We start from the raw sequence: 17005 nt of genomic DNA on the forward strand, positions 1-17005 counted from the left end.
TGCCAGTGCAACGCGTCTGCTTCCTGCTGAAAGTCCGCCCAGAGCGGCTGGCGGAGTACCGCGAACGCCACCGGGAGGTCTGGCCGGAGATGCGCGAGGCGCTCACGCGCGCCGGCTGGCACAACTACTCGCTCTTCCTCAGAGACGACGGCCTGCTCGTGGGCTACCTGGAGACCGACGACTTCGAGGCGGCCAAGAAGGCCATGGCCGGGACCGAGGTCAACGCCCGCTGGCAGGCGGAGATGGCGCCGTTCTTCGAGGATCTCGACGGGCGCCCCGACGAGGGCATGCGCGCGCTGGACGAAGTGTTCCACTTGGATTGATCGGGGAGTAATGACTGACATCAAGGCCGTGCTGCGGGCGCAGCACATCGAGACGCCCTCGTGGGCGTACGGCAACAGCGGCACCCGGTTCAAGGTGTTCGCGCAGCGGGGGGTGCCGCGCGACCCGTACGAGAAGCTGGCCGACGCCGCGCAGGTGCACGCCCACACCGGGGTGGCGCCCACGGTGGCGCTGCACATCCCGTGGGACAAGGTGGACGACTACGCCGACCTGGCCCGGCACGCCCGCGAGCTGGGGGTGGGCATCGGGGCGATCAACTCCAACGTGTTCCAGGACGACGACTACATGCTGGGCAGCGTGACCCACCCGTCCGCGCGGGTGCGCCGCAAGGCCACCGACCACCTGCTGGAATGCGTGGACATCATGGACGCCACCGGCTCCGGCACGCTCAAGCTGTGGTTCTCCGACGGCATCAACTACCCGGGCCAGGACGACATCAGGGCCCGCCAGGACCGCCTGGCCGAGTCCCTCGCGGAGGTCTACGACCGGCTGGGCGAGGGGCAGCGGTTCCTGCTGGAGTACAAGCTGTTCGAGCCCGCCTTCTACGCCACCGACGTGCCGGACTGGGGGACCGCCTACGCGCACTGCGTCAAGCTCGGCCCGAAGGCGCAGGTGGTGGTGGACACCGGGCATCACGCGCCGGGCACCAACATCGAGTTCATCGTGGCGTTCCTGCTGCGCGAGGGGAAGCTGGGCGGGTTCGACTTCAACTCGCGCTTCTACGCCGACGACGACCTGATGGTGGGGGCGGCGGATCCGTTCCAGCTGTTCCGGATCATGTTCGAGGTGGTACGCGGCGGCGGGCTGGACCCGGCGACCGGGGTGGCGTTCATGCTGGACCAGTGCCACAACATCGAGCCGAAGATCCCGGGCCAGATCCGTTCGGTGATGAACGTCCAGGAGGCCACGGCCAAGGCCCTGCTGGTGGACCGGGAGGCGCTGGCCGCCGCGCAGGCCGAGGGTGACGTGCTGGGCGCGAACGGGGTGTTCATGGACGCCTACAACACCGACGTGCGGCCGCTGCTGGCGGAGCTGCGGGAGGAGTCGGGGCTGGCGCCCGACCCGATGGCCGCGTACGCCAAGTCAGGATATTTCGAGAAGATCGCCGCCGAGCGCGTCGGCGGCGCACAGGCCGGCTGGGGAGCCTAGACCACCATGCCCAACGAGAAGACCAACGTCATCGAACAACTGCTGGAGCGCTCGCACCGCCTGGGCGCGGACCCGCGCAACACCAACTACGCGGGCGGCAACACCTCGGCCAAGGGCGCCGCGCCCGACCCGGTGACCGGCGAGGAGGTCGAGCTGCTCTGGGTCAAGGGCTCCGGCGGCGACCTCGGCACGCTCAAGCAGGCGGGGCTCGCCGTGCTCCGCCTCGACCGGCTGAGCTCGCTGGTGAACGTCTACCCGGGCGTGGACCGCGAGGACGAGATGGTCGCCGCGTTCGACTACTGCCTGCACGGCAAGGGCGGGGCGGCGCCGTCGATCGACACCGCCATGCACGGCCTGGTGACGGCCGCCCACGTCGACCACCTGCACCCCGACGCCGGGATCGCCCTGGCCACCGCCGCCGACGGCGAGGAGCTGACCAGGCGGGTGTTCGGCGACCGGGTGGTGTGGGTGCCGTGGCGGCGGCCCGGCTTCCAGCTCGGCCTGGACATCGCGGCCATCAAGGACGCCAACCCGCAGGCCATCGGCTGCGTCCTCGGCGGCCACGGCATCACCGCCTGGGGCGCCACCTCGGAGGAGTGCGAGGCCCGCTCGCTGGAGATCATCCGCACCGCGGAGACATACCTGAACGAGCACGGCCGCCCCGACCCGTTCGGCGCCGTCGTCCACCAGACCCTTCCCGAGGCCGAGCGGCACGAGCGGGCGGCGGCCCTGATGCCGCACATCCGCGGCCTGGCCGCCACCGACGTGCGCGTGGTCGGCCACTACACCGACAGCCCCGAGGTGCTGGACTTCGTCTCCCGCGCCGAGCACCCGCGGCTGGCGGCCCTGGGCACGTCCTGTCCTGACCACTTCCTGCGCACCAAGGTCGCGCCGCTCGTGCTGGACCTGCCGCCGGACACGCCGCTGGAGCGGGCTGTCGAGCGGCTGCGCGAGCTGCACGCCGCCTACCGGGCCGGCTACACCGCCTACTACGAGCGGCACGCCACCCCCGGCTCACCGCCCATGCGCGGCGCCGACCCGGCGATCGTGCTGGTGCCGGGCGTCGGCATGTTCTCCTTCGGCAAGGACAAGCAGACCGCCCGGGTGGCCGGCGAGTTCTACGTCAACGCGATCAACGTCATGCGCGGCGCCGAGTCCGTCTCCAGCTACGCCCCGATTCCCGAGTCGGAGAAGTTCCGGATCGAGTACTGGGAGCTGGAGGAGGCCAAGCTGCGCCGCCTGCCCAGGCCCAAGCCGCTGGCCACGCGGATCGCGCTGGTCACCGGCGGGGGCTCGGGCATCGGCGCGGCCACCGCCCGCCGCCTGGCCGCCGAGGGCGCGTGCGTCGTCGTCGCCGACCGTGACCTCGCCGCCGCCGAGAAGGTGACGGCCGAGATCGGCGCGGCCGCCCACCGGGTGTCCGACGTCGCCGTGGCGGTCGGGGTGGACGTCACGTCGGAGGAGCAGGTCGCCACGGCCGTGCGCGCGGGCGTGCTGGCGTTCGGCGGCGTGGACCTCGTCGTCAACAACGCCGGCCTGTCGCTGTCGCGCTCGCTGCTGGAGACCAGCCTGGCCGACTGGGACCTGCAGCACGACGTCATGGCCAGGGGCTCGTTCCTGGTCTCCCGGGAGACCGCCCGGGTCCTGATCGACCAGGGCATGGGCGGCGACATCGTCTACATCGCCTCGAAGAACTCCGTATTCGCCGGCCCGAACAACGTCGCCTACGGCGCGGCCAAGGCCGACCAGGCGCACCAGGTCCGGCTGCTGGCGGCCGAGCTGGGCGGGCACGGCATCCGGGTGAACGGCATCAACCCCGACGGCGTCGTACGCGGCTCGGGCATCTTCGCCTCCGGCTGGGGCGCCAACCGCGCGGCCGTCTACGGGGTCGAGGAGGACAAGCTCGGCGAGTTCTACGCCCAGCGCACCCTGCTCAAGCGCGAGGTCCTGCCCGAGCACGTGGCGGCCGCCGTCTTCGCCCTCACCGGCTCCGACCTGCCCCTCACCACCGGCCTGCACGTCCCGGTGGACGCCGGCGTGGCCGCCGCCTTCCTGCGCTGACGACACGCTGACGACAACAGGGCCGCCGCCCCCCGGAGGACCGGGGACGGCGGCCATGTTCGTCTTCGGGAAAGCGGGGGAAGGGATCTCACGATGTGGTCAGACCGCCCTCCCCCAGCTTGCACAAGCATCCCCTGGCGTGCATTATCTTGTCCGTGGAGCAAAACCATGAGGGTGCATGCATGACTATGCAGGGAGTCGCGGGATGAGGGCAGCAGTCGCGGGAGCCAGCGGCTACGCGGGCGGGGAGTTGCTCCGCCTGCTGCTCGCTCACCCCGAGTTCGAGGTCGGCGCGCTGACCGCGGCCTCCAGCGCGGGCAGTCCCCTCATCGCCCACCAGCCACATCTCCCGCAGTTGGCCGACCGCCGCATCGAGGACACCACCGCCGAGACGCTCGCCGGCCACGACGTGGTCTTCCTGGCGCTGCCGCACGGCCACTCGGCCGCGGTCGCCGCCCAGCTCGGCGAGGAGACCGTCGTGGTCGACTGCGGCGCCGACCACCGCCTCGCCGACCCGGCCGCCTGGCAGGAGTTCTACGGCGGCGAGCACGCCGGCACCTGGCCCTACGGCCTGCCCGAGCTGCCCGGCCAGCGCGAAATCCTGCGCCGGGCCACCCGCATCGCGGTCCCCGGCTGCTACCCCACCTCGGTCCTGCTGGCCCTGTCGCCCGCGTTCGCCGCCGGCCTGGCCGGGCCCGACGTGGTCGTGACGGCCGCCAGCGGCACCAGCGGCGCCGGCCGCTCGCTCAAGCCCAGCCTGCTCGCCAGCGAGGTCATGGGCTCCGTCAGCGCCTACGGCGTGGGCGGGGTGCACCGCCACACTCCCGAGATGGAGCAGGGCCTGTCGGCCGTCGCGGGCGGCCCGGTGCGCGTGTCCTTCACCCCGATGCTGGCCCCGATGAGCCGCGGCATCCTCGCCACCTGCACCGCCCCCGCCACACCCGGCCTCACCGAGGAGTCGCTGCGGGCCGCCTACGAGGTGGCGGTGAAGGACGAGCCGTTCGTCAAGCTGCTGCCCGAGGGCACCTGGCCGGCCACCTCCATGACCTGCGGCGCCAACACCGCCGCCCTCCAGGTGACGCTCGACGAGCGCGCGGGCCGCGTGGTCGCCGTCATCGCCATCGACAACCTCACCAAGGGCACGGCCGGAGGTGCGATCCAGAGCGTGAACCTCGCCCTCGGCCTGCCGGAAGAGCTGGGTCTCCCCGTGACAGGAGTTGCTCCGTGAGAGAACGTACCGAACACACCGACGAGCAGGGGTGCCCGGCATCCATGCGGCCGGCGAAGGAGGCCGCATGAGTGTCACCGCCCCGCTCGGTTTCCGAGCCGCTGGAGTCGCCGCCGGGATCAAGTCCGGCGGCGCCCGCGATCTGGCCCTCGTCGTCAACGACGGGCCCAGCCGCGCCGCCGCGGGGGTCTTCACGGCCAACCGCGTGCAGGCCGCACCCGTGCTGTGGTCGCGGCAGGTCCTGACCGGCGGCCGGGTGCGGGCGGTGGTGCTCAACTCCGGCGGCGCCAACGCCTGCACCGGCCCCGAGGGCTTCCAGGACAGCCACGCCACCGCCGAGAAGGTGGCCGCGGTGCTGGCCGACTCGGCGGGCGAGATCGCGGTCTGCTCCACCGGCCTGATCGGCGAGCGGCTGCCGATGGACGTGCTGCTGCCCGGCGTCGAGACCGCCGCAGCCCAGCTCTCCCGCGACGGCGGCCTGGCCGCCGCCGACGCCATCCGCACCACCGACACCGTCTCCAAGATCTCCTTCCGGCGCGCCGGCGGCTACATGGTGGGCGGCATGGCCAAGGGCGCGGGCATGCTCGCCCCCGCCCTGGCCACGATGCTCTGCGTGATCACCACCGACGCCGAGCTGACCAGCGAGGAGCTCGACGCCACGCTGCGCCGGGCCACGGCCACCACGTTCGACCGGCTCGACGCCGACGGCTGCATGTCCACCAACGACACCGTGCTCCTGCTGGCCAGCGGTGCCGCCGGGGTCAAGCCGGACCTGGCGGAGTTCGAGCAGAAGGTCACGGAGGTCTGCGCCGACCTGGCCAGGCAGCTCCTGGTCGACGCCGAGGGCGCCACCAAGGCCATCGCCATCGAGGTGGTCGGCGCGGCCTCGGAGGACGACGCGGTCAAGGTCGGCCGGGCGGTCTCACGCTCCAACCTGCTCAAGTGCGCCATCCACGGCGAGGACCCCAACTGGGGCCGCGTCCTGGCCGCCGTCGGCACCACCGACGCCGTCTTCGAGCCCGATCGGCTCAACGTCGCCATCAACGGCATCTGGATCTGCCGCGCCGGCGCGGTCGGCGACGACCGCGACAAAGTGGACATGCGCCCCAGGGACGTGACGATCACCATCGACCTGTCGGCCGGCCCGCACACCGCGACCGTCCACACCACGGACCTGACCGCCGCCTACGTCCACGAGAACTCGGCCTACTCCTCATGAGACTCACCACCGCCCAATCCAAGGCGGAGGCGCTGATCGAGGCTCTGCCCTGGCTGACCCGCTTCCACGGCGCGACCGTCGTGATCAAATACGGCGGCCACGCCATGACCGACGACGCCCTCAAGGAGGGCTTCGCCGAGGACGTCGTCTTCCTGCACCACGCGGGCCTGCGCCCGGTGGTCGTGCACGGCGGCGGCCCGCAGATCAGCAGCGCGCTCGACCGGCTGGGCATCGAGTCCACGTTCACCGCCGGGCTGCGGGTCACCACACCCGAGGCCATGCAGGTCGTCAGGATGGTCCTGGTCGGACAGGTCAACCGCGACATCGTGGGCCTGGTCAACCGGCACGGCCCGTTCGCGGTCGGCATGTCCGGCGAGGACGCCCACCTGTTCACGGCCGTGCGCAAGCAGGCCACCGTGGACGGGCAGGCGGTGGACATCGGCCAGGTCGGCGAGATCATCAAGGTCGACGCGGGCGCGGTCCACGCCCTGCTCGACGACCGCCGCATCCCCGTCGTCTCCAGCGTCGCCAGGGGCGACGACGGCGAGGTCTACAACGTCAACGCCGACACGGCCGCCGCCGCCCTGGCGGTGGCCCTGCAGGCGCAGAAGCTGATCGTCCTGACCGACGTCGAGGGCCTGTACGCCAACTGGCCCGACGACACCGACGTGATCGCCGAGCTCGGCGCCGATGACCTGGAGACCCTGCTGCCGACGCTGTCCAGCGGCATGGTCCCCAAGATGGAGGCGTGCCTGACGGCCGTGCGGGGCGGAGTCCCGCAGGCCCACGTGCTCGACGGCCGTGTGTCCCATTCACTGCTGCTGGAAATCTTCACGAACGAGGGAATCGGAACGATGGTGATGCCCTGATGAGCCTGTTCCAGAGGTTCGACAAGGCCTTCATGCCGAACTACGGCGTCCCCCCGGTCGCCCTGGCACGAGGCGAGGGCTCCCGGGTGTGGGACGTGTCCGGCAGGGAATACCTCGACTTCATCGGCGGCATCGCGACCAGCTCGCTCGGTCACGCCCACCCCGCCCTGGTCGAGGCCGTCTCCAAGCAGGTCGCCACGATCGCGCACACCAGCAACCTCTTCCTGCACGAGCCCGAGGTGCTGCTCGCCGAGAAGCTCCTCGACCTGCTCAACGCGCCCGCCAGGATCTTCCTCGCCAACTCCGGCACCGAGGCCAACGAGGCCGCCTACAAGCTCGCCGTCAAATACGGCCGGCGCGAGGGCCGCTCCTACTTCGTGGCCGCCGAGAACGGCTTCCACGGCCGGACGATCGGCGCCCTGTCCCTGACCGGCAAGCAGGCCATCCGCGACCAGTTCGGCCCGTTCCCGATCGACGTGCGCTTCGTCCCGTACGGCGACGCCGACGCCCTCAAGGAGGCCGTGACCGGCGACTGCATCGCGGTGTTCCTGGAGCCCACGCAGGGCGAGGCGGGCGTGGTCCCGCCGCCGGCGGGCTACTTCGAGGCGGCCCGCGAGATCTGCGACTCGACCGGGGCGCTGCTGGTGGCCGACGAGATCCAGTCCGCCATCGGCCGCACCGGCCACTGGTTCGCCCACCAGGCCGACGGCGTCACCCCCGACATCCTGACCCTGGCCAAGGGGCTGGGCGGCGGGATGCCGATCGGCGCGTGCGTCGGATTCGGGGACGTGGGCACGTTGTTCGAGAAGGGCGACCACGGCTCGACGTTCGGCGGCAACCCTGTCTCGTGCGCCGCCGCCCTGGCCGTGCTCGACAACCTGGACCTCGACCACGTCAGGTCGGTCGCCGCGCGGCTGCGCGGCGGGCTCGAGGCCGTCGGCCACCCGCTGCTGAAGGGGGTGCGCGGGCGCGGCCTGTGGCTGGCCACGGTGCTCAACGAGCCGCGCTCGGCCGAGGTGCAGCGGGCCGCCGCGGAGGCCGGTTTCCTGGTCAACGCCCTCCAGCCGGACGCGGTACGCCTGGCGCCGCCGCTGATCGTGACGGCCGACGAGGTGGACGCGTTCGTGACGGCGTTCCCGCGGATCCTGGAAGAGGCCTCGAAGTGAGCGAACACGACGCCGGGACGCCCGGCGGACTCGGCGCGGACTCGGCGCCGGGCGGACTCGGCGCGGACTCGGCGCCTATCAGGCATTTCCTGCGGGATGACGACCTGGCGCCCGCCGAGCAGGGCGAGGTTCTCGCACTCGCCGCCGCGATGAAGCGGGACCGTTTCGGCTACCAGCCGTTCAAGGGCCCGCAGACCGTGGCGGTGCTGTTCGACAAGCCCTCGGCCCGCACCCGCGTCTCCTTCCACACCGGCATCGGCGAGCTGGGCGGCCTGCCGCTGGTCGTGGACAACGTCTCCGTCCTGATGGGCCGCGGCGAGCCCACGGCCGACCTGGCCAGGGTGCTCGACCGCCAGGTGGCCGCCATCGTCTGGCGCACGACCGGCCAGGAGCTCATCGAGGAGATGGCCGCGCACTCGCGCGTCCCGGTCGTCAACGCGCTCACCGACGAGTTCCACCCCTGCCAGATCCTCGCCGACCTGCAGACCGTGCGGGAGCGGCTGGGCGGGACGGCCGGGGTGACGCTCGCCTATGTGGGCGACGGCGCCAACAACATGGCTCACTCCTATTTGCTCGGCGGCGCCACGGCGGGCATGCACGTGCGCATCGGCGCCCCGGCCGGCTACCAGCCGGACGCGGTCGTGCTCGACCAGGCCGCCGCCATCGCGGCCAGGACGGGCGGCTCGGTGATCGCGCTGTCCGACCCGGCCGCCGCCGTACAGGGCGCCCACGTGGTCGCGACCGACACGTGGGTGTCGATGGGCCAGGAGGGCAAGGAGCAGCGGGTGGCCGCGCTCATGCCGTACCAGGTCAATGCGGAGCTGCTGAAGAGCGCCGCGTCCGACGCGATCGTGCTGCACTGCCTGCCGGCCTACCGCGGCTACGAGATCACCGAAGAGGTGCTCGAAGGCCCCCGGAGCGTGGTCTGGGACCAGGCGGAGAACCGGCTGCACGCGCAGAAGGCGCTGTTGCACTGGTTGGTGACCCACTAGATGACCATCCCGATGACCAAGGCCGCGCGGCAGGCGAAGATCACCGACCTGCTGCAGCGCAAGGCCGTACGCTCCCAGCCGGAGCTGGCCAAGCTGCTCGCCGAGAGCGGTGTCGAGGTCACCCAGGCCACGCTCTCGCGCGACCTGGACGAGTTGGGCGCGCTCAAGCTGCGCGCCGACGACGGCTCGCTGGTCTACGCGCTCCCCGGCGAGGGCGGCGGCCGGATCCCGCTCACCAGGCTGGGCACCGGGACCGGCGAGTCACCGGCGGCGCGACTGCACCGTATCGCCGAGGAACTGCTGGTGGCCGCCGAGGCGTCGGCCAACCTGGTCATCGTGCGGACCCCGCCGGGCGCCGCGCAGTTCCTGGCCTCGGCCATCGACCACGCCGACTGGGAGTCGATCCTCGGCACGGTGGCGGGTGACGACACGATCCTCGTCATCAGCCGCGATCCGGCCGGCGGGCAGGCCGTCGCGAACGCGCTGCTGCGGGTGGCCGACCGGCGGAGCTAGGGCCGCTTTCCGTACTCTCGGCGAAGATCGCCGTTGCCTGGGACGTCAACGTGGCTCGGATGCACTATGGTCGCGCCGGAGCGCAGAAGTTCGGGGGGAGAGGGCAGGGCACGATGCCGGCGAGCACCGAAGCGGGCGCGACCATCAGAAAAGAGACACGAAGGAGATGACGGTGAGTGATGGCAAGCCGATGCGGCTGTGGGGCGGGCGCTTCGAGGGTGGCCCGGCCGACGCGCTGACCCGGCTGTCGGTGAGCGTGCACTTCGACTGGCGGCTCGTGCCGTACGACCTGGCGGCGTCCAGGGCGCACGCGCGGGTGCTGCACAGGGCGGGCCTGCTGAGCGAGGAGGAGCTCGGGCGCATGATCGGCGCGCTCGACGACCTGGAGCGCGCCTGCAAGGAGGGCCAGTTCCGGCCGACGGTCGCCGACGAGGACGTGCACACCGCGCTGGAGCGCGGCCTGCTCGAACGGCTGGGCTCGCTGGGCGGCAAGCTGCGCGCCGGGCGCAGCCGCAACGACCAGATCGCCACCGACCTGCGCCTCTACCTGCGCGATCATGCCCGCACGGTCGTCTCACGCCTGGTCGAGCTGGAGACGGCGCTGATGGCCCAGGCCGAGCAGCACGCCGAGACCGCCGCCCCCGGTATGACGCACCTGCAGCACGCGCAGCCGGTCTCGTTCGGCCACCAGCTCCTGGCGCACGTGCACGCCTTCACCCGCGACATCGACCGGCTCACGGACTGGGACAAGCGCGCCGCGATCTCCCCCCTCGGCGCGGGCGCCCTGGCCGGCTCCTCGCTCCCGCTCGACCCGCAGGCCGTGGCCGAGGAGCTCGGGTTCGCGGCCGCCGCGCCCAACTCGATGGACGCCGTCGCCGACCGCGACTTCGCGGCGGAGTTCCTGTTCGACGCGGCCATGATCGGCGTGCACCTGTCGCGGCTGGGCGAGGAGATCGTCCTGTGGGCCTCGCAGGAGTTCCGCTGGATCGAGATGGACGACGCCTACTCCACCGGCTCGTCGATCATGCCGCAGAAGAAGAACCCCGACGTGGCCGAGCTGGCCCGAGGCAAGTCCGGGCGGTTGATCGGCAACCTGATGTCGCTGCTGACGACGCTCAAGGGTCTGCCGCTGACCTATAACCGCGACCTGCAGGAGGACAAGGAGCCGGTGTTCGACGCGGTCGACACGCTGCTGCTGGTCCTGCCCGCGATGGCCGGGCTCGTCGCCACCATGCGGGTCAACACGGCCCGGCTGGAGTCCTCGGCGCCCGACGGCTTCGCGCTCGCGACCGACCTGGCCGAGCTGCTGGTCCGCCGCGGGGTGCCGTTCCGGGAGGCACACGAGGCCGTCGGCCATCTCGTGGTGTGGTGCCAGGTCAACGACAAGGACCTGGGCGACCTCAGCGATGACGAGCTGGTCAAGGTCTCGCCGCACCTGACCCCCGACGTGCGCGACGTGCTCAACGTGCCCGGCGCGCTGGCCGCGCGCAAGGCCCACGGCGGCACCGCGCCCGACCGCGTACGCGACCAGCTCGTCGCCCTGCGGGAGACGGTCGACACGCAGGCGGCATGGGCCGCGGGAATCTGAGCTCCGCCGCGCTGCCGCGGAGCTTCTTCGACCGGCCGTCGCACGAGGTGGCGCCCGACCTGCTCGGGCGCGTGCTCGTGCACGGCAGTGCGGTCGGCCCGGTCGCCGTGCGCCTGACCGAGGTCGAGGCGTACGGCGGCCCCGGTGAGGACCCGGCCGCCCACACCTACCGGGGGAAGACTCCGCGCAACGCGGTCATGTTCGGCCCGCCGGGCCACCTGTACGTGTACTTCACCTACGGCATGCACTTCTGTGCCAACCTCGTGTGCCTGCCCGACGGCTTCGGCTCGGCCGTGCTGCTCCGGGCGGGCGAGGTGGTGGCCGGCGTCGAGCAGGCCCGCACGCGGCGGTCGAACCGCAAGCCGCCCGCGGACGGGGAGCCGCTCGCGGCCCCGAAGCCGGTCCCGGACCGGGACCTCGCCCGCGGCCCGGCCAGGCTCGCCGTCGCCCTCGGCCTGCTGCGCGAGCACAACGGCCTCGACGCGATCGGCGAGATCGCGCCGGGGTCGGCCGAGGGTGGTCCGTTCGCCCCCGACCGCCGGCTGACCGGCGTGCCACACGGCTCGGCCGCCCTGCTGGCGGGCTGCCCGGTGGACGAGTCCATGATCAGGTCAGGCCCGCGTACCGGGGTCTCGACGGCCAGGGACACGCCGTGGAGGTTCTGGATCGACGGCGATCCGACCGTGTCGCCGTACCGGGCTCACGTGCCGCGCCGCCGCAGGGCCGCGGCCACCTCCGTCGGCGAGGTGCCCAGGTCGTGAGGGCTGAAGATGTGCAGGTAGTCGCCGGTGTCGATCTCCAGCATCTCGCTCCGCAGGCCCCACCTCCTGCGTACGTCGACCTTGATGTCCCAGATCGACTCCCACGGCACGTGCCGCCGGCTCGCGAACCCGTGCACCACGGTGATGCCGCTCTCGTCGGCGGCCAGGCGTACCGGGGCGAGCACGTCCCGCAACCCCATAGCGCCGACCAGCACGACGGCGGGCACGGCGAGGATCACTCCCCGCACGTCTTCCTCGAACCACCAGTAAACGCCGAGCCCGGCACATGCCAGAGCCCCTAAGATCTTGAAAACGGCCAGCTCGCGACGGACCCTCCACATGGACATCGAGCGTATCCAAGTGGCGCGTACGCACATTGATCGGGCAGGCTGGAAACACCGTCGGGACGACGTTCGCACCACGTCGTCCCGATGTCAGAAGCATCGTCATTCCGACCCAGGGAAGCCAGATCACCGTGACCGACATCCTTGACGACCTCGCGTGGCGAGGCCTGATCGCCCAGTCCACGGACCTCGACACGCTGCGCGCGTCCATGGCCAAGGGGCCGATCACGCTTTATAGCGGTTTCGACCCGACCGCGCCGTCACTGCATGTCGGTCACTTCGTGCCGCTGCTCACGCTGCGCCGCTTCCAGCTCGCCGGGCACCGCCCGATCGGCCTGGTCGGCGGCGCCACCGGCCTGATCGGCGACCCGAGCGGGCGCAACACCGAGCGCTCGCTCAACTCCAGCGAGGTCGTCGCCGACTGGGTGGAGCGCCTGCGCCGCCAGGTCGGCCGTTTCCTCGACTTCGACGCCGAGCCCGACCCGGCGCTCCTGGTCAGCAACCTCGACTGGACCGGCGAGCTGTCCGCGATCGACTTCCTGCGCGACATCGGCAAGCACTTCCCGGTCAACCGCATGCTGGCCAGGGAGGCCGTCTCCGCCCGGCTGGCGGGGGAGGGGCTGAGCTACACCGAGTTCAGCTACCAGATCCTGCAGTCCTACGACTATCTGGAGCTGTTCCGCCGCTACAACTGCACGCTGCAGATCGGCGGCAGCGACCAGTGGGGCAACATCACCGCGGGCGCCGACCTGGTCCGCCGCATCGAGGGCGCGCACGTCCACGCGCTCACGCTGCCGCTGATCATGAAGGCCGACGGCACCAAGTTCGGCAAGTCCGCCGGCGGCGCGCTCTGGCTCGACCCGGAGATGACCTCGCCGTACGCCTTCTACCAGTACTTCCTCAACACCGACGACCGCGACGTGGTGCACTACCTCAAGGTGTTCACGTTCCGGAGCCGCGAGGAGATCGAGGCGATGGAGAAGGCCGTCGCCGAGCGTCCCTTCGCCCGCGAGGCGCAGCGCGCGCTGGCCGAGGAGCTGACCGAGCTGCTGCACGGCAAGGAGGAGCTGGACGCGGTCGTGGCGGCGTCGAAGGCCCTGTTCGGGCAGGGGGCCCTGGAGGAGCTGCCGCCCTCCACGCTGGCCGCGGCGCTCGCCGAGGTGCCCAAGGCCACCGTGCCCGCGCTCGGCACGGCCTTCGTCGACCTGCTGGCCGACAGCGGGCTGGTGGAGTCGAAGTCGGCGGCCAGGCGGGCGGTGAAGGAGGGCGGCGCGTACCTCAACAACGTCAAGATCACGGATGAGGCGTACGTGCCGACCGCCGATGACCTGCTGGCCGGGCGGTTCATGGTGTTGCGGCGCGGCAAGAAGTCGATCGGCGGAGTCGAGGTCGGCTGAGCTGCTTTCTCGCGCTGGAGCGGGCCCTTCCGTCTTGGGGGAGGCCCGCTTCGGCGTGATCGAGGGGTCTGGCGGCGCTGGTGTTTGACGGTGAGAGCTGCCGTTCACCCGCCCATATCCGGGTTGGGTCTGGTAGCTCGGGGCCGGGTCCTGGCTCGGGGCCGGGTTCGGAAGTTCGTGGGCGAGCCTGGTGGTTCAAGGCCGGGTGAAGAGCGCCACCGTCAGTCCCGGCAGGTCGCCGGAGTGCTTGGCGGAGCTGAGCTCGAACCCGGCCTGCTCCACCGCACCGACGCGCGGCAGCCCGTCACCCTCCAGCCCTGACTGCTTCGTCCCGCGCCAGACCACCCACACCCGCTCGCGGCCCTTCAGCGCCGCCGCCACATCCGCCTGCTCCGGGTAACCGAACCCATCCGGCTCGGGCTCATCCCCCGATCTGAGGACGTCGACGGGCATCAAGGAGTCCGCGTAGTACTCGAAACCGGCGCGGAGCTGGCTCTGCCCGTACACGATCGCGTCGTCGGGCTCGGCCTTGACCACGCGCAACGCCCACGGGATGTTCTCGAAACGGCCGTTCTCCTCGCGTATCTCCACGTGCTCCGGGAAGGCCAGGGCGCACCCGAGCACCACGACCGCCACTCCCGCCACGACCTGGAACCGGGGCAGGCTCGCCACGGCCACTCCCGCCAGCAGAGCCAGCGCCGGAGCGGTCACGAACAGGTAGCGATCGACATAGACGGGCGTCACCAGCCAGGACACCCCGAGCAGCAGCACGGGAGGCAACACCAGCCATCCCGAGAGCACGACCGCCCACACCCCGCCCGGCGTCCTGCGCGACGCCGTCCACAACAGCACCACTCCCGCCAGGGCGATGGCGAACAACGCCATCCCGAGCCCGGTGGCCCCCGCCGCCATCTTGGGGAACTTCAGCCAGACCTCCGGCCCCCGCTGGGGGATCCAGCTGATCGCGTGCCGCTCCCCGTACCCCACCAGTCCCAGCACCGCGGCCGGCACGCAGCCCACCGCGAGGGCCGTGAACATGCGCACCAGCCAAGCCCGGCGGGCCAGCAGCAGCTGGGCGGGCAGCACGAGCACCGCGAACAGGTGGGTCGAGCACACGAGCGCGACCGCCACCCCGTACACGATCCACCGCCGCCCTTCCGGGCGCTCGACCGCTCGGTGCAACGCCCAGAACGAGAACACGACCGCGGCGGCGGCAAAGGCATAAGATCTGGCGAAAGCCCCGTAATAGGACACCGAGGGCAGGATTGCGAAGACGCCGGCGGCGATCACCCCGGCCCGTACGCTGTGCAGCCGCCTGCCCAGATCCACCAGGAACCAGGCCGCCACACCGATCGCCACCGCCGAAGGCAGCCGCAACCACAACTCCGCCGTGCCCGCCTTCGACCAGAAGTGCATGAAGAGGTAGTAGGGGAGGAAGTGACCGTCGATGTGCCTGGCCAGCTCCCACATTCCCGGCAGTGAACGGGACGCGGCGCTGATGGTGGCCAGTTCGTCGCCGTTCAGGGTGGCGGAGCCCGTTCCGGTGAACGCCGCCGCACTGGCCAGCGATCCCATCCACCAGGGGGTTGACGTGCGGAGACGTTCTGCGGGGCGTGCTGGGGGTGCGAGCGTGGCGGCAGTGGTCACCGGGGCAGGATACGCGGCATATGACCGGGAGCATGGCGGATGTGATCGGGTTGAAGCGCTCGCCGCACTCTGAACCCCGGCCATGAGGAAAGCTGCGCTCACCGTGGCACCGCGCCTCCTGCCCTGCCTGCTTCGGCTTCTGGCAGCGCATGCAGGACGGGCCTCGCGGCTATGTCCCCAGCGGCGTCTCCAGCATCAGCGGCTATGCCTCGCTGTCGTCGAGCACCAGTTGTATGCCCGGCCAGAGTCGAGAACCAGCGACTTTGTCCCGCCAGGGTCGAGAACCAGCGGTCATTCCCCGTCGGAGTCGAGAACCAGCAGCGCTGCCGGGGTCGCCTCCTTGTGGTCGCGGGTCCACGGCGACCTGCCCTCCGTGCGCAGTTCGTCCACCGGTTGACCGCGCCCGGGCCGAGCACACGGGCAGCCGTGTCGCGGAGGGCCTTGAAGCCGTAGCGGTTTCGCCGCCAGGCCCGAGTCCCGTGCCGCCTCCATCAGCGCCTCGCGGTAGAGCTCTCCTTCGGCGCTGTGCTGCTCGGCGAGTGCCTCGGCCAGATCGTCGGGCAACGTCATCCGGGCCGAGCCCGCCGCCCCCAGGCAGAGGGCGACCCCGAGCACCTCGTGACCCGCCTCGGCCAGTTCTCGCGCGGCCGTGCCGAGGGCATCGTGGGACGCCGTGCGCGCGACGCGCTCCACCCGGTCGATCAGCTCAGCCGCCGTGCCGATCCGGGGCCCGGCAGCCATGCGATGGGGCCGGTCGGGGAGGGACAGATCATTGAGCAGCGGCACCCTCCGGCGCCGCGGCACTTGGGCGGATTCCGCGCCCCCTCCCATCGCCACCGCCGGCATCATCCCGACCACAGTGGCCCTTCCCCCCGAGCGCCGCCGCCGTATCCCAGCTCGCCCACCTTCGTGTGAGGCCTATCGGATCGCAGGCCTCGGCTTGATAACGATCCCGGCTCGCCCGCCGGGCATGTGTCGCGGCCTCTCGCAACGGTACGGCTTTTCGAGGTCGTTGACCGGACGCCATCCTGAGGTCTCTGATCAGGTACGTTCCAGATGATCAAGCGTGACCCGGCGGAGTGTGGCGGCCACCGGTCCGCCTTCGCCCACGGTGCCGACCCTCCCGGTTCGGCATGCCCCTGGCGAGGCGATTTGACGTGTCGTGGATCGCGACCTAATCTTCACTTCGCCCCGGGAGTGAGCCGGACGCCGATGAGGTGGACGGGCCCCAGGGGGAGCCCCATGAGAACGACGAGCCACTCGGCGAAGCCGCTTCGGCGTGCTTCTGCTCGAGTCGTCTCAGGGCACGCCGAAGTCACCGGAAAATCGGTTGATTCGACAGGCCCTGGATGTAACGGTAAGTTGTACGGGTTGCCCCGGATCGGGGTGCGCAATCCTAGTCGGTTTGGAGCACTTGTCGCAAGTCGCAAGATTTGACGCAAGAGTGACGGACCGGTTAAGCTAAGGGAAACAAGCGAATGCGCCGCTGAGCGAGGATCTCCGGATCCCAGCGAGGATGTACGCGTCCGTTTCTTGAGAACTCAACAGTGTGTTAAAAGCCAGTGCATGTTTTACATGTATAACCCCGTCACGACGCGACCCTTTCCGGGGTTCGTGTCGGACGGATTCCTTTCAAGGTTGGGATTTCGATTCCCTCCAGACATTGTTTGGAGAGTTTGATCCTGGCTCAGGACGAACGCTGGCGGCGTGCTTAACACATGCAAGTCGA

Annotated in this window: 15 protein-coding genes and 1 rRNA gene; 13 read left to right on the top strand and 3 right to left on the bottom strand. The window is 71.0% G+C overall.

Translation table 11 applies throughout. The annotated features are described in order from the left end of the window. Positions 1-5 precede the first annotated feature (5 nt). The 11 genes from ABGB18_RS15760 to ABGB18_RS15810 all read left to right on the top strand — a co-directional run bounded on the left by ABGB18_RS15760 (position 6) and on the right by ABGB18_RS15810 (position 11888). Positions 6-323: an L-rhamnose mutarotase gene (locus ABGB18_RS15760; protein WP_347696220.1), complete on the top strand. Its 318-nt coding sequence runs from the start codon at positions 6-8 to the stop codon at positions 321-323. A 10-nt stretch (positions 324-333) separates the two neighbouring features. Further along, the gene (rhaI, locus tag ABGB18_RS15765; RefSeq protein ID WP_347696221.1) at positions 334-1491 is read left to right on the top strand and encodes an L-rhamnose isomerase; all 1158 of its coding nucleotides are present in this window, start codon (positions 334-336) and stop codon (positions 1489-1491) included. 6 nt (positions 1492-1497) lie between these two features. Beyond that, complete coding sequence (locus tag ABGB18_RS15770; RefSeq protein ID WP_347696222.1) at positions 1498-3552, top strand: bifunctional aldolase/short-chain dehydrogenase; 2055 nt, start codon at positions 1498-1500, stop codon at positions 3550-3552. A 205-nt stretch (positions 3553-3757) separates the two neighbouring features. Then, positions 3758-4780, top strand: coding sequence for an N-acetyl-gamma-glutamyl-phosphate reductase (gene argC / locus ABGB18_RS15775; RefSeq protein ID WP_347696223.1), 1023 nt, complete (start codon positions 3758-3760; stop codon positions 4778-4780). A 67-nt stretch (positions 4781-4847) separates the two neighbouring features. After that, on the top strand, positions 4848-5999 hold the full coding sequence (argJ, locus tag ABGB18_RS15780) for a bifunctional glutamate N-acetyltransferase/amino-acid acetyltransferase ArgJ (protein WP_347696224.1): 1152 nt from the start codon (positions 4848-4850) through the stop codon (positions 5997-5999). Beyond that, positions 5996-6868 carry an acetylglutamate kinase gene (gene argB, locus ABGB18_RS15785; protein WP_347696225.1) on the top strand — a complete coding sequence of 291 codons (873 nt, stop codon included), beginning with the start codon at positions 5996-5998 and terminating at the stop codon, positions 6866-6868. Before argJ ends, argB begins: the two co-directional genes overlap by 4 nt. Next, positions 6868-8034, top strand: a complete 1167-nt coding sequence (locus ABGB18_RS15790; protein WP_347696226.1) for an acetylornithine transaminase — start codon at positions 6868-6870, stop codon at positions 8032-8034. The genes argB and ABGB18_RS15790 overlap by 1 nt, the downstream gene beginning before the upstream one ends. A 77-nt stretch (positions 8035-8111) precedes the next feature. Then, positions 8112-9026, top strand: a complete 915-nt coding sequence (argF, locus tag ABGB18_RS15795) for an ornithine carbamoyltransferase (RefSeq protein ID WP_347696246.1) — start codon at positions 8112-8114, stop codon at positions 9024-9026. Next, positions 9027-9539, top strand: a complete 513-nt coding sequence (locus ABGB18_RS15800) for an arginine repressor (protein ID WP_347696227.1) — start codon at positions 9027-9029, stop codon at positions 9537-9539. Between the two features lie 166 nt (positions 9540-9705). Further along, positions 9706-11127, top strand: a complete 1422-nt coding sequence (gene argH / locus ABGB18_RS15805) for an argininosuccinate lyase (protein WP_347696228.1) — start codon at positions 9706-9708, stop codon at positions 11125-11127. Beyond that, the gene (locus tag ABGB18_RS15810; protein WP_347696229.1) at positions 11109-11888 is read left to right on the top strand and encodes a DNA-3-methyladenine glycosylase; all 780 of its coding nucleotides are present in this window, start codon (positions 11109-11111) and stop codon (positions 11886-11888) included. Before argH ends, ABGB18_RS15810 begins: the two co-directional genes overlap by 19 nt. Here the strand turns inward: ABGB18_RS15810 and ABGB18_RS15815 are convergent. Then, positions 11828-12229 carry a PH domain-containing protein gene (locus ABGB18_RS15815; protein WP_347696230.1) on the bottom strand — a complete coding sequence of 134 codons (402 nt, stop codon included), beginning with the start codon at positions 12227-12229 and terminating at the stop codon, positions 11828-11830. The genes ABGB18_RS15810 and ABGB18_RS15815 overlap by 61 nt on opposite strands. A 134-nt stretch (positions 12230-12363) precedes the next feature. Between ABGB18_RS15815 and tyrS the strand changes: the two genes are divergently transcribed. After that, positions 12364-13629 (top strand): tyrosine--tRNA ligase, encoded by a 1266-nt coding sequence (gene tyrS, locus ABGB18_RS15820; RefSeq protein ID WP_347696231.1) that lies wholly within the window; start codon positions 12364-12366, stop codon positions 13627-13629. Positions 13630-13824: 195 nt separating this feature from the next. Here the strand turns inward: tyrS and ABGB18_RS15825 are convergent, their stop codons facing one another. Together ABGB18_RS15825 and ABGB18_RS15830 are read right to left on the bottom strand one after the other, a co-directional pair. After that, positions 13825-15276 (bottom strand): glycosyltransferase family 39 protein, encoded by a 1452-nt coding sequence (locus tag ABGB18_RS15825; protein ID WP_347696232.1) that lies wholly within the window; start codon positions 15274-15276, stop codon positions 13825-13827. A gap of 291 nt (positions 15277-15567) precedes the next feature. Then, entirely contained in the window at positions 15568-16017 is a 450-nt protein-coding gene (locus tag ABGB18_RS15830) for a hypothetical protein (protein WP_347696233.1), read from the bottom strand. Between the two features lie 923 nt (positions 16018-16940). Between ABGB18_RS15830 and ABGB18_RS15835 the strand changes: the two genes are divergently transcribed. After that, positions 16941-17005, top strand: a 16S ribosomal RNA gene (locus ABGB18_RS15835); the annotation flags it as partial.

It is taken from the genome of Nonomuraea sp. B12E4, from assembly GCF_039871825.1.
Lineage (GTDB): Bacteria > Actinomycetota > Actinomycetes > Streptosporangiales > Streptosporangiaceae > Nonomuraea.

Excerpts from the sequence above, each read along its gene's own strand:
- rhaI (WP_347696221.1), top strand. The coding sequence starts at position 334 with ATGACTGACATCAAGGCCGTGCTGCGGGCGCAGCACATCGAGACGCCC.
- ABGB18_RS15770 (WP_347696222.1), top strand. The coding sequence starts at position 1,498 with ATGCCCAACGAGAAGACCAACGTCATCGAACAACTGCTGGAGCGCTCG.
- argC (WP_347696223.1), top strand. The coding sequence starts at position 3,758 with ATGAGGGCAGCAGTCGCGGGAGCCAGCGGCTACGCGGGCGGGGAGTTG.
- argJ (WP_347696224.1), top strand. The coding sequence starts at position 4,848 with ATGAGTGTCACCGCCCCGCTCGGTTTCCGAGCCGCTGGAGTCGCCGCC.
- argB (WP_347696225.1), top strand. The coding sequence starts at position 5,996 with ATGAGACTCACCACCGCCCAATCCAAGGCGGAGGCGCTGATCGAGGCT.
- ABGB18_RS15790 (WP_347696226.1), top strand. The coding sequence starts at position 6,868 with ATGAGCCTGTTCCAGAGGTTCGACAAGGCCTTCATGCCGAACTACGGC.
- ABGB18_RS15800 (WP_347696227.1), top strand. The coding sequence starts at position 9,027 with ATGACCATCCCGATGACCAAGGCCGCGCGGCAGGCGAAGATCACCGAC.
- argH (WP_347696228.1), top strand. The coding sequence starts at position 9,706 with ATGACGGTGAGTGATGGCAAGCCGATGCGGCTGTGGGGCGGGCGCTTC.
- ABGB18_RS15810 (WP_347696229.1), top strand. The coding sequence starts at position 11,109 with ATGGGCCGCGGGAATCTGAGCTCCGCCGCGCTGCCGCGGAGCTTCTTC.
- ABGB18_RS15815 (WP_347696230.1), bottom strand. The coding sequence starts at position 12,229 with ATGTGGAGGGTCCGTCGCGAGCTGGCCGTTTTCAAGATCTTAGGGGCT.
- ABGB18_RS15830 (WP_347696233.1), bottom strand. The coding sequence starts at position 16,017 with ATGGCTGCCGGGCCCCGGATCGGCACGGCGGCTGAGCTGATCGACCGG.